Here is a 12,618-nt window from a genome sequence, read left to right on the forward strand (position 1 = left end):
TTTATGACAGTTTCTTCTGAAAATAATGATTTTAATCAAATTATAAATTCATCAGAATTTGTTGTTGAATACGATGTTTTATCTTCTCTTCAGCAAGAAGGATTAAAAAAATCTGATTATGTAGAAATTTGTCGAAGACTTAATAGGGCTCCTAATAGAAATGAATTAGGAATGTTTGGCGTAATGTGGTCTGAACATTGTTGTTATCGAAACTCTCGCCCTTTATTAAAAAAATTTCCTACAAAAGGCAGCCGAATTCTTGTGGGACCAGGAGAAAATGCAGGTGTGGTTGATATTGGTTTAGGTCAAAAATTAGTTTTTAAAATTGAAAGTCATAATCACCCATCAGCTGTAGAGCCTTTTCAAGGTGCAGCAACTGGCGTAGGTGGGATTTTGAGAGATATTTTTACTATGGGAGCAAGGCCCATAGCCTTATTAAACGCTTTAAGGTTTGGTTCTTTAGATGATAAAAAAAACATTAGTTTGTTAGAAGGTGTTGTTGCAGGTATCTCTCACTATGGAAATTGCGTAGGGGTTCCAACAATTGGAGGGGAAGTTGGATTCGATAATAGTTATTCAGGTAATCCTTTAGTTAATGCAATGGCATTGGGTTTAATGGAAACAAAAGAGATAGTTTGTTCAGGTGCTAGTGGCATCGATTTCCCAGTTCTTTATGTAGGAAATACAACTGGTAGAGATGGTATGGGTGGAGCAAGTTTTGCCAGTTCTGAACTCTCTAAAACATCAATAGATGATCGACCTGCAGTACAGGTGGGTGATCCTTTTCTTGAAAAAGGATTAATAGAAGCTTGTTTAGAGGCATTTAAAACAGGACATGTAATTGCTGCACAGGATATGGGAGCGGCTGGTTTGACTTGTAGTTGTTCTGAAATGGCTTCAAAAGGAGAGGTAGGAATTGAATTGAATCTTGATCATGTTCCAGCTAGAGAAAAAGGAATGACTGCATATGAGTTCTTGTTGTCTGAATCACAAGAAAGAATGTTGTTTGTTGTCAAACCTGGTTCAGAAATTGAATTAAGAGAATTATTTATGAAATGGGGATTATACGTTGAAGTTGTGGGAAAAGTTTTGAAAAAAAAAGTTGTTAAAGTGATACATAAAGGAGAAGTTGTAGCAAATTTACCTGCATCAGCACTCGCAGATGATACCCCTATTGAAGAACATTTATTAATAAATTCAACGCCTAATTATTTGCAAGAACATTGGAAATGGACAGAAGATTTATTACCTAAAAGTCGTAAGGATGGAATTATTAATATAAAAAATAATTTATTTATTAGCTGGAATAATATTTTACTAGATTTATTAAGTACGCCTTCAATCGCTTCAAAAAATTGGATATATAAACAATATGATTATCAAGTTCAATCTAATACAGTTGTTGCGCCTGGCGAAGCTGATGCAGCTGTTATTAGAATTCGTTCTCAAAATGACTTTATAAATACAATAAATCAAGAAAGAGGAATCGCATCAGTTGTGGATTGCAACGATAGATGGGTTTATTTAGATCCTAAAAGAGGAAGTATGTCCGCTGTTGCAGAAGCAGCTAGAAACTTAAGTTGTGTGGGAGCTGAACCTATAGCGATTACAAATAATTTAAATTTCTCTTCTCCTGATAAACCTGTAGGTTTTTGGCAATTATCAATGTCATGTGAAGGTATAACTAATGCATGTAAAGTATTAAATACTCCTGTAACAGGAGGAAATGTATCATTATATAATGATACAAAATTGCCAAATAATACCGTCATACCAATAAACCCTACGCCAGTCATTGGTATGGTCGGATTAATAGAAGATATTAATAAAATCTGTAAAAAATCTTGGCGTAAAGTAGGAGATGAAATATGGATGATTGGATTACCTTTAGAAACTAATAAAAATCAGGATAAAAGAATTTCAATAGCTGCTTCTTCTTTTTTAGAGTACATTCATGGCTTGAAAACTGGGAGACCACCAGAAATAGATTTAGTTTTAGAAAAACAAGTTCATTCCTTTTTGAGAAAAATAATAAAAAAAGGTATTATTAATTCAGCACATGATTTAGGCGATGGTGGTTTAGCAGTAGCGATAGCTGAGTGTTGTATTTCTTCAGGATATGGAGCAAATATTCTACTTCCTTCAAGTTCATCAAGATTAGAGAGACTTCTTTTTGCTGAAGGAGGTGCAAGAGTTTTAGTTAGTTGTTCGAGTGATCAAAGCTTGGCACTCAAAAAATATTATAAAAATAGTTCTTTAAAAGAATCTAATGTTTTCTCAATATGTCATTTAGGTACTGTTAATAATAAGCAAAAATTATTAGTTCATCAATCTAATAACCTTATTATAGATGTTAATATTTTAGACATTAAAGATAGATATAAAAATACCATCTATAAAAAAATAACTAAATAATATCATTAATGATTTATAATTTTAAAATTAAATTTTTATCATACTAAACCAAGGAATATAATTATGTGTGGAATTGTGGGTGTTGTTTCAGCAGATCAATGTAATCAACAAATTTATGATAGTTTGTTGTTATTACAGCATAGAGGGCAAGATTCTACGGGTATAGCAACAATGGATGGCAGTGTTTTTCATATCAATAAATCTAAAGGTCAAGTTAGAGAAGCTTATAGAACTAGAGATATGAGAACTTTGATTGGTAAAACAGGATTGGGACACGTACGATATGCAACTAAAGGAGCCGCTCATAGAGAAGAGGAAGCACAACCTTTTTATGTAAATGCTCCTTACGGTATTATTCTTGTTCATAATGGAAATTTAACTAATACAAGAGAGTTAGAAAAAGAACTTTTTAAAGTCGATAAAAGGCATACGAATACTTCAAGTGATACTGAAATATTATTAAATGTTTTGGCAACAGAATTAAATAGTGCAATAAAAGGACGAGATATTAATCCAGATGATCTTTTTAATGCTGTTAAAACTCTTCACGCAAGAGTAGAGGGATCTTATGCCTCAATCGCTTTGATAGCTGGGCATGGTCTTTTAGCTTTCAGGGATCCTTTTGGAATTAGACCTTTGGTTATTGGTAAAAGAATTAAAGAAAATAATAAAACTGAGTGGGTCATTGCCAGTGAATCACTAGTAATTGAAAATAATGACTATGAAATTGTTAGAGATGTGGAACCAGGTGAGGCGATCTTTATCACCTCAGATGGAGAGTTTTTTTCTAAACAATGCTCGAGTAATCCTCAATTATTTCCCTGTTCATTTGAATACGTCTATTTGGCTAGACCTGATTCAATAATGAATGGTATTTCTGTTTACGAGTCAAGATTAAGAATGGGAGATTTATTAGCAGAAACCATAAAAAAACAAATTTCTCTTGGCGATGTAGATGTAGTAATGCCAATACCTGATTCTTCTAGACCGGCTGCAATGCAAGTAGCAAGACAGTTAGGGATTGAATACAGGGAAGGTTTTTTCAAGAATCGTTATGTTGGTAGAACATTTATAATGCCGGGTCAATCTCTAAGAAAACGTTCAGTGCGCCAGAAGTTAAATGCAATGAGTACTGAATTTAAAAATAAAAATGTGTTAATAGTTGATGATTCAGTTGTTCGAGGGACAACATCTCAGCAAATAGTTCAAATGGCACGAAGTGCAGGGGCTAATAAAGTTACTTTTACATCTGCTGCCCCACCAATTAGATACCCACATGTTTATGGAATTAACATGCCAAGTAGGAAGGAATTGATCGCCTATAATAGAAATATAAATGAAATACAAGATGATTTACTTATAGACAAAATGATTTACCAAGAAGTTGATGATCTTACTAAAGCTATTATTAAAGGTTCAAAAATTAAGGCATTGGATTTATCTTGTTTTACTGGAAAATATGTGACGGGAACAGTCACTGATGAATATTTAAGATGGGTTGAACAAACGTCTTTATCTTAATCTTTTTGTGGAATTATTATCGAAAAAGTTGACTTTATAAACTCATTGTTGTTTAAATCTATATCTAATTTTTTGACTTTTTTATATGAACTATTTTCAATTAAATCAGGTTTTAATTTTTCATATCTTTCCTTATCTGTTTTAATATAAACGTGTTTATTATTTATAAAACAATTAATTACTGTATTATCTTTCAAATTGATTCCCATTGTTCCTAACTCCCCTTTTTTTGATGTTTTTATTTCTTTTGTTGCATGTTTTACGAAAGAACCTTTATTAGTTATCAAAATTAAATCTTTATTTTGATTCTTTTGAATACTCAAAGCATTAATTATATTTTCACCGGGAAACAACCTCATTATAGTGGTTCCTTGAGCTAATTTACCCATAAATGGAAAGTTGTCTTCTGTTACTTTAATTTTAATAATTCTGCCTATATCACTGACTATATATAAGTAACTATTTTCTTCACAAAGAATGCAAGACTTTAGCTTGATATTTTCTTTGAGTTTTAAAATTGTTGTTGATCTATTAGAAATATCGCTAATTTCATTGATTGAAATTCTTTTAAATTTTCCATCAGTACTTATTAAGCCTAAACTTATATCTTTTATTTCTGTTAATGGAATAAGATTTATTATTTCATCATTTTCTAGACCTGCTGGTAAAAATTTTTCTAGACGACCAGGTTTTTGGCCCGCGAATTCCCATTTAAGAAGCCCTATCTTTCCTTCTTGACTAACAGCTAATATCTTTGGTTCATCTTTAATTGGCCATATTAATTTTGTAGGTAGAATATCTTTTCTATCGAGATTATATTCTTTTAATTTTAATTTTTTTATAGTTATTGAAGGGATTATTTTTATTTCATTATTTGTTTGAATAATAATCTCAGAATCGTTTGATAATTGTTTCAAAGCATTTATTCTTTGCAGTTCTTTATTTGGTCTCTGATTTGCCATTTTTTCAGCAATAAGAGCGTCTCCACCTTCTATTAATTTTGTTTTTCTATCACTACCAAATTTCTTCTTCAGTCCTTTTAGCTCTTTAACCATTACTTTCATTAATTTTTCTCTATCGTTAATAATTGATTCGAGCTCAGTTCTTTTATTTTTCAAATCACTTATTTCATTTTTTAGTGAATCTTTTTCGAGACCTGTAATTTTTTTTAATGGCATACTTAAAATTCCATCTGCTTGTTTTGCGTTGATCTTTAATCTAATAATTAAATTACTTTTTGCTTCTGCTGTATCTTTAGACTTTTCAATTAAGTTAATTATTTCTCTAAGATTGTTTATAGCTTGAATCAGAGCCTCAACTATCTCTTGTCTATTTTTAATATTTTTTAATAAATAGTTGCTTCGTAGTAAAATAGTATTTTCTCTAAACTCTAAGAAATTATCTAATAACTTTCTTAATGTAAGTTGTACTGGTTGACCATTAACCAATGCAAGTAATATCGCACCAAAATTATTTTGCAAAGAGGTTTTTTGGTATAAGAAGTCTAGAATTTTTTTGGGATCAGAATCTCTTTTAACTTCGACTAGAATTCGCATTCCATCTCGATCACTTTCATCTCTAATATCGGCAATTCCTGAAACTTTTCCATTATTTACAAGGTCTGCTAATTTTTCAATCCAACTAGCTTTGTTTAATTGATAGGGTAGTTCAGTGATAATAATTCCACTTCTTTTGTGTTTCCCTTTTCCTGGATTAATTTCTTCAATATGAGCTATACCTCTCATAGTGATACTTCCTCTGCCTTTTGTATAAGTTTCTTTAATTCCATTACTTATTAGAATCTCTCCTCCTGTTGGAAAGTCGGGTCCAGGTATTAGTTCTAGTAATTTTTCTTCGTCTAAAGTTGGTTTTTTTATTATTGCTATTAATGCTTCTATTACTTCGTTTAAATTATGTGGAGGAATGCTTGTTGCCATTCCAACTGCAATACCGGCACTTCCGTTTAAAATAAGGAAAGGTAGTTGAGCTGGTAAGACATCTGGTTCCTGCTGTGATCCATCAAAATTTGGAGAGAAATTAACAGTTTCTTGGTCTATTTCACTTAAAATTGCATCATTAGATATGGCTGCTAATCGAGTTTCTGTATATCTCATTGCAGCAGGAGGATCATCGTCAATTGATCCAAAGTTTCCATGGCCATCAAGAATTGGATATCTTGAACTAAAAATTTGAACTTGTCTTACAAGTGCATCGTAAACAGCTTGATCTCCATGAGGGTGATATTTACCAAGGACATCTCCTACAACACGGGCACATTTTCTATACGGTCTATCTGGTGTAAGTCCTAATTCGTGCATTGCAAAGAGAATTCTTCTTTGCACAGGTTTCAAGCCATCTCTTGCATCAGGCAATGCTCTTCCAACGATTACGCTCATTGCGTATTCGAGATAAGAACGTTGCATTTCTTGATGCAACGAAATTGGTTTCAGGCGTTCCTTGGCCATCTTTGATTTTGTAAGAGGCCTAAATTTCTTTATTTAGGCTACTAACTAATTTGTTAAAAACCAGTTTTTTGTTAAACATTAATTCATTGACTCTTTTTTTTAGCTTCTCTTACTACTTTTCTCATTTCTTTGTTTTTAAATAAAAGTTGTGCTGATTTTTGTAATTTTTTTCCCCATAATTGTTGTGCTTGATAGTCTTTGGAAACATATTGAGGATTAGACTTTAAAGCATTTTTGGCTAAGTTCAATGATTCAATAGATTTATTTTCTGAGGTATAAAGTACTATTGCTAAAGCTAGCATTGGTTCTGCATCATTACTAATTTTAAGAGCAGATCTAAATTTTGATATAGCATCTTTAAAATTATTCAATTCATATAAAACTAGACCTTCATTATTAATTGATTGCCAAAAATTAGCATTAATTTCTGAAGATTTTTTAAATGCATTTAGTGCTGATTTATAATTATTTAACATTATTTCAGCGTTGCCTAGCTGAAAATATCCTCTTTCACTATTTTTATTAATTAATAAGCCTTTTTTTATAGAAATTTTAGCTTTTTTTGGATCATTTAGACTCATATATATTGAGCCTTGGCTCAAATATATTTTTTGTTCATTTGGTCTTAATTTTATTGCTTGATTTAAAGATGATAATGCTTCATAATTCCTATCTGATCTGATTTGAGCTTCTGCTAGACTAGTCCATAGGTCAACTTCTTTAGGATTTAATTTAATTGCTAATCTTAAAAGTTTAATAGCTTCATCATTTTGTCCAAATTGAATTAGTTGTATAGCAGTTTTTCCAATTTGTACGGAAGTTGATTTTAATTCTTCTTGATTTGGTTCGTTTATTTTAGGAAAAAAAGCATTTATTGATTTAGTTATAAGAAAACATTCAAAAATACTTAGACAAATTATAAATTTGTATATGTTAGGAATCCTTTTTTTCATTTTAATGATTATTTGATATCGAACTGATATTTCTACGCCACATCCACGGCTTAATTCTTTTTAATGCCGACTTATTTAAATTTTCTTTCCATTTTGAATCACTCCATGATAATGCCTCTTTTTTAGTTATATTTAATATCCATTCGGATGGTTGAAGATCGGGTTCAGTTGTGTTTGGTATGTTTTTATGATTCCATGGACATACCTCTTGGCAAATATCGCAACCTGCAATCCAATTACCCATTTTATTAGTAATATTTTTAGGTAATTTCTGATCTCTATTTTCTAATGTATGATATGCCAAACATTTATTTGCATTTACAATAAATGGTTCTTCTATCGCTTTAGTTGGGCAAGCTTCAATACATTTTTCACATTCACCACATATAGGTTTCGAAGGCTCGTCAGCATTCAAATCTTCAGTAGATAAGAGGTGACCTAAAAACATCCATGATCCAATTTTAGAATTTATTATATTGCTATTTTTTCCTATCCAGCCAATACCAGCTTCTTCTGCCCACACTTTGTCTAGAAATGCGCTTGTATCAATACATATTTTCCACTTAGAATCCGGTCTTTCTGTTTCTAAAAATTTAGCAATTTTTTTTAATTTTTTTTCAATAACCCTATGGTAATCTTGTCCCCATCCATATCTTGCAATCGATAGATCTCCAGGCTTTCTTTTAGTATCTACATAGTAATTAAGTCCCACAGCAAGAACACTTTTTACGCCTTGAAGCATGTTCTCTATATTTTTTCTTTTTGAATTGCTCATCCATTCCATTTTTGCTTGATGGCCAGCTTCTAACCATCTTTCTAAAGAAGCAGTTCGAAGCTTGATTCTTAAAGATCCTGGAACTTTTGCAATTCCAACTGCATCAAAACCTTCTTCAAAAGCTTTTTGTTTAATTTTTTTTGTTAGATCAATAGATTTTTTTAAGTTCACAGCTGGTTTTTATGAGTAATTTTTACTTGTAATTCAAAGGTACATGAGTCAATTGAGACTTTATTTGGGGCTTCCAATGCTTTCTTTTAATGTTTTATTTCTATTAATAGCTTAAATTATTTAATTAATGCACTAAATTTGGTTAGATTGTGTACATATATATTTTTCGGACTCTCTTTATTTGGTGCAGTCCTCTCCGAAGGAAGATCTTACTCTTGGCTCAAGGCTTCAGCAGGATCTTAAAAATGACCTAATAGCTGGTCTATTGGTGGTTATTCCATTAGCTACCACTATTTGGTTGTCTACAATTGTCAGCCGCTTTGTTCTGGCAATATTAACTTCAATACCAAAACAATTAAATCCATTCATTACTCTTAATCCTTTACTGCAAGACCTTATCAATCTTGCTTTGGGTTTAACCGTCCCATTACTTGGTATTTTGTTGATAGGTCTCATGGCCAGAAATTTTGTAGGGAGATGGCTGCTTGAATTTGGGGAAGGAACTCTTTCACGAATACCACTTGCGGGATCTGTTTACAAAACTCTTAAACAACTTCTAGAAACTTTTTTGAGAGATAATTCAACTAGATTTCGCAGAGTTGTTTTAGTTGAATATCCCAGAGAAGGTTTATTTAGCGTTGGTTTTGTGACTGGTATTGTCGGACCATCTCTACAAACTGAACCAAACCAACCTTTGTTAAGTGTATTTATACCTACCGCACCAAACCCTACAACTGGTTGGTACACCTTGGTGCCCGAAGACTCTGTTAAAGATTTAGATATATCTGTTGAAGATGCTTTTAGAACTATTATTTCAGCCGGAATTGTAAATCCTGATGATAGGAGTAATTCTACAAATACTTCTTTTTCTAGTTTATTTTCTCAGTTGAGAGCATCATCTTCGTGAAGCATTTTTAATTATAGTTATGCAATTAAAATCAATTTCTAGAGAATTAGCTCTCTTACTTTTAGGACAAATTAAAAAAAAAGATCTTAATAAAGTGAATATTCAAAGTTTACTTAGTAAAGCTATTGAATCTTTATCTCAACATTGGCGAGAACAATTAGATTTATGTGCATCAAAGTTAGAAACTGCTAATCAGGAATTATTAGATAGTGAATTGCAAGAGGACGCTGGATTGTTAACAAAATCTCGTAATCATTTAAAAACTTGTTTGATTGATTCAGAGAACATACTTAATTGCTTATCAGAAAGTATTGAATTACCAAGATTACTAGCATTAGTGGATCAAAAGGAACTACGTGAGCTCGCTCTTAAGCGTGTTAATTTAGTCATGGAAAAGCAAGATGAGATTGATAAGAATCTTGATAGTGTTATGGAAGGTTGGCGTTTAAATCGATTACCTAGAATTGATAGAGATATTTTGAGATTGGCCTTGGTTGATTTGATAGATTTTAATACTCCTATTGCTGTTACTTGTAATGAAGCTGTAAATCTGGCGAATCGTTATAGCGATGAACAAGGGCGCAGAATGATTAATGGAGTTTTAAGGAAACTTCAAAAATCAGCTTTAATACTAAATTTGAAATGAAAGACGATTTTTCTCAAGATGAAAAGAATTCTTCTCAAACAAAGAAAAGTGAGAATGTTTCATCTGTTAATGATGACTCTTTAGACTGGGCAAAACAAGCTTATTTGCAATTAAAGCAAAAGCAAAAAGAGGAAAAACAGTTACTTCAAAAAGAATTTGAAGAAAAAGAGATATTGAATATTAAAGCTAATGTAATTTCGGATAGTCAATCAAATATTTCAGTTGAAAATACTCTGCAAGCTAGTCAAGATTCACAAGGAGAAGATGAGCTTCAATTAGGAGATTTTGATGACACTTTTACATGGTCAGCGGAAGTTTTGGCTGCTCAAGGTAAAAAAATTGATCAATTTTCATTAGATGAAATTGATTGGCTCAGTAGGCTTAAACAAGGATTAGAAAAAACCCGTAAAGGCTTTGTTACTGATTTATTAGATAAATTAGGTGATGATCCACTTACTCCGGAAGTTCTTGATGATTTAGAAACTCTTTTACTTAGAGCAGATGCGGGAGTTTCTGCAACAGATCAAATCTTAGAATCCCTAAGAACAAAGTTAAACGAGGAAGTTGTTGACGCTTCTGAGGGTTTGCGTTTTTTAAAAGAACAATTAGTTAATGTCTTAGAAAAGCCAATAAAAGATAGTGGTGTTGATTTACTTTCCCCAAAAAAAGGTTGCTTAAATATTTGGATGTTAGTAGGTGTTAATGGTGTCGGAAAAACGACGACTTTAGGCAAATTGGCAAGTGTTGCCAAAAGAAGTGGTTTTTCGGCAATTATTGCCGCTGCAGATACTTTTAGAGCTGCAGCGGTTCAACAAGTAAAGGTATGGGGAGACAGAACAGGGGTTGAAGTTATTGCAAATGAATCTAAAAATGCTGATCCAGCATCGATAGTATTTGATGCTATTGGTGCAAGTAAATCAAAAAATATAGATTTACTATTGGTAGATACTGCTGGAAGATTACAAACCAAAAATAATTTAATGGAGGAATTGAAAAAGATTAGAAAAATTATTGATAAACTTGCCCCTAATGCAAACGTTGAATCTTTACTAGTGCTTGATTCTAGTCAAGGCCAAAATGGATTAAGGCAGGCTCTAGCATTTGCTGATTCAGCAGAATTAACAGGAGTAATACTTACAAAACTTGATGGATCTTCTAGAGGAGGTGTTGCGATGGCAGTTGCGTCTGAAGCAAAACTTCCTGTTAGATTTATCGGAGCTGGTGAGAAAATTAGGGATTTAAGACCATTTAATAGCTTTGAATTTATTGAGGCACTTTTAACTGATCGATGATCTTTAGAAATTTTTTATAAATGTTGCTAGGTTGTAACTTCTTTATTGCTGGAGAATTGTGAAACAAAATTCTCCAATTTCAGAACAACAAGTTCAACATCCTTTTCACTCTTTATCAAGTGCTGCTTCTAAGTCTCTAAGAGATTTGGTTAATAGTCTTTCTCAAGAGCAGATTGTTAATCAAGATTTATTGCTTTCATTAAGCTTTGCTTTGCGAAGCTTTACTAATTTAAATCGTTTTTTTGAACTTATTCCACTTCTTGTCACTCAATTAGTTGGCGTTAAAGGATCATTGTTAATTCCGTTTCAAGATGATGGAAGTCTTTGGCGCGAACAATTACAAATTGTCCCTATCGATGAAGATCAGGCACTCTTTAGACAATTATTTCTTTTAGAGGAAGGTAAGAAAACAGGTTTTTGTCTGCAGGAAAAGAATATTGCGATGTTAGATAGTTTGGTTCAAAGACATTTTGATTCTTCTAATGTAATTGCTACATCTATAGTTTCTCGAGGGAGACAGCGAGGTCGATTATATGTATTTGATAAAAAAGAGATTGTTTTTGGAAGTAATGTTCATCGAAAACATATTCAAATAGTTGCTGACCTAACTGGAGTAGCTATAGAAAATGATGTCATATTTCAGGTGATTCGTAATCATGAAAAAGTTGATAGACAAATAAGTATTGGCGCTGAAATCCAATCTCAACTATTACCTGATCAATGTCCAGTAATTGAAGGAGTTGAATTAGCTGCTTGCTGTAGGCCAGCTTTACAAGTAGGCGGTGATTATTACGATTTTATGCCTACTCGCCCAGATTTGAATGAAACATCAAAAGCAAGTGGCCGTTGGGCTTTTGTGATTGGTGATGTGATGGGTAAAGGTGTTCCTGCTGGATTGTTGATGACTATGTTACGAGGAATGCTTAGAGCTGAAGTTTTAACAGGATTACCCCCTGATTCTATTTTGCATGACTTGAATCAATTAGCTCTTGAAGATTTGAGTCAATCACATCGGTTTGTAACTTTGTTTTATTCTGACTTTGACGCGCAATCAAGAAAATTGCGTTTTGCGAATGCAGCACATAATCCTCCTTTGCTTTGGAGCGCTAAGTCAAAATCAATTAATAGATTAGATGCTCCTGGTTTATTGATAGGTCTTCAACCTGACGCTGAATATGGATGTGGGGAGATATTTCTTCAGCCTGGTGATGTTCTTCTTTACTATACCGATGGAGTTACTGAGGCACCTGGTATATCAGGCGAACGTTTTGATGAAAATCGTTTAATAACTTTTTTAGATAAATTTGCTAGGGAGGGCCTTGGTGCTAAACAAATATTAAATAAACTTTTTGAAAGATTAGATGGTTTTGTTGGTGTGAGTGATCATCATCTTGAAGATGATGCATCAATGGTTGTATTAAAAGTCAATGAAGAATCAACGGTTCCTGAATTAACTTCGTAATCGCCTGACAA

Annotated in this window: 9 protein-coding genes; 6 read left to right on the top strand and 3 right to left on the bottom strand. The window is 32.4% G+C overall.

Translation table 11 applies throughout. The features are described 5' to 3' along the window. Positions 1 to 3: 3 nt before the first annotated feature. Both purL and purF read left to right on the top strand, forming a co-directional pair. Positions 4 to 2,415, top strand: coding sequence for a phosphoribosylformylglycinamidine synthase subunit PurL (gene purL / locus O5640_RS07690; protein ID WP_269611810.1), 2,412 nt, complete (start codon positions 4 to 6; stop codon positions 2,413 to 2,415). Positions 2,416 to 2,478: 63 nt separating this feature from the next. Continuing rightward, entirely contained in the window at positions 2,479 to 3,936 is a 1,458-nt protein-coding gene (gene purF / locus O5640_RS07695) for an amidophosphoribosyltransferase (RefSeq protein ID WP_269611812.1), read from the top strand. Here purF and O5640_RS07700 read toward each other — a convergent pair. The 3 genes from O5640_RS07700 to queG form a co-directional block, all read right to left on the bottom strand. Beyond that, positions 3,933 to 6,401, bottom strand: a complete 2,469-nt coding sequence (locus O5640_RS07700) for a DNA gyrase/topoisomerase IV subunit A (protein ID WP_420063683.1) — start codon at positions 6,399 to 6,401, stop codon at positions 3,933 to 3,935. The genes purF and O5640_RS07700 overlap by 4 nt on opposite strands. Before the next feature lie 83 nt (positions 6,402 to 6,484). Next, entirely contained in the window at positions 6,485 to 7,354 is an 870-nt protein-coding gene (locus tag O5640_RS07705; RefSeq protein ID WP_269611816.1) for a tetratricopeptide repeat protein, read from the bottom strand. Between the two features lies 1 nt (position 7,355). Next, positions 7,356 to 8,300: a tRNA epoxyqueuosine(34) reductase QueG gene (queG, locus tag O5640_RS07710; RefSeq protein WP_269611818.1), complete on the bottom strand. Its 945-nt coding sequence runs from the start codon at positions 8,298 to 8,300 to the stop codon at positions 7,356 to 7,358. Between the two features lie 181 nt (positions 8,301 to 8,481). On the opposite strand from queG, the gene O5640_RS07715 reads away from it, so the two are divergent. The 4 genes from O5640_RS07715 to O5640_RS07730 are packed head-to-tail and all read left to right on the top strand — an operon-like array spanning position 8,482 to position 12,607. Next, on the top strand, positions 8,482 to 9,207 hold the full coding sequence (locus O5640_RS07715; protein ID WP_036906069.1) for a DUF502 domain-containing protein: 726 nt from the start codon (positions 8,482 to 8,484) through the stop codon (positions 9,205 to 9,207). 19 nt (positions 9,208 to 9,226) lie between these two features. After that, a complete protein-coding gene (gene nusB / locus O5640_RS07720) occupies positions 9,227 to 9,853 on the top strand; it encodes a transcription antitermination factor NusB (protein WP_269611820.1) in 627 nt (208 codons plus the stop codon). Continuing rightward, a complete protein-coding gene (gene ftsY, locus O5640_RS07725) occupies positions 9,850 to 11,145 on the top strand; it encodes a signal recognition particle-docking protein FtsY (protein ID WP_269611821.1) in 1,296 nt (431 codons plus the stop codon). The genes nusB and ftsY overlap by 4 nt, the downstream gene beginning before the upstream one ends. A gap of 58 nt (positions 11,146 to 11,203) precedes the next feature. Beyond that, complete coding sequence (locus O5640_RS07730; RefSeq protein ID WP_420063684.1) at positions 11,204 to 12,607, top strand: PP2C family protein-serine/threonine phosphatase; 1,404 nt, start codon at positions 11,204 to 11,206, stop codon at positions 12,605 to 12,607. Positions 12,608 to 12,618: the final 11 nt, after the last annotated feature.

This window comes from Prochlorococcus marinus str. MIT 0912 (genome assembly GCF_027359595.1).
Classification (GTDB): domain Bacteria; phylum Cyanobacteriota; class Cyanobacteriia; order PCC-6307; family Cyanobiaceae; genus Prochlorococcus_B; species Prochlorococcus_B marinus_C.

Bases quoted from the DNA above. Each gene is read 5' to 3' on its own strand.
- purL (WP_269611810.1), top strand. From the start codon at position 4: ATGACAGTTTCTTCTGAAAATAATGATTTTAATCAAATTATAAATTCA.
- purF (WP_269611812.1), top strand. From the start codon at position 2,479: ATGTGTGGAATTGTGGGTGTTGTTTCAGCAGATCAATGTAATCAACAA.
- O5640_RS07700 (WP_420063683.1), bottom strand. From the start codon at position 6,401: ATGGCCAAGGAACGCCTGAAACCAATTTCGTTGCATCAAGAAATGCAA.
- O5640_RS07705 (WP_269611816.1), bottom strand. From the start codon at position 7,354: ATGAAAAAAAGGATTCCTAACATATACAAATTTATAATTTGTCTAAGT.
- nusB (WP_269611820.1), top strand. From the start codon at position 9,227: ATGCAATTAAAATCAATTTCTAGAGAATTAGCTCTCTTACTTTTAGGA.
- ftsY (WP_269611821.1), top strand. From the start codon at position 9,850: ATGAAAGACGATTTTTCTCAAGATGAAAAGAATTCTTCTCAAACAAAG.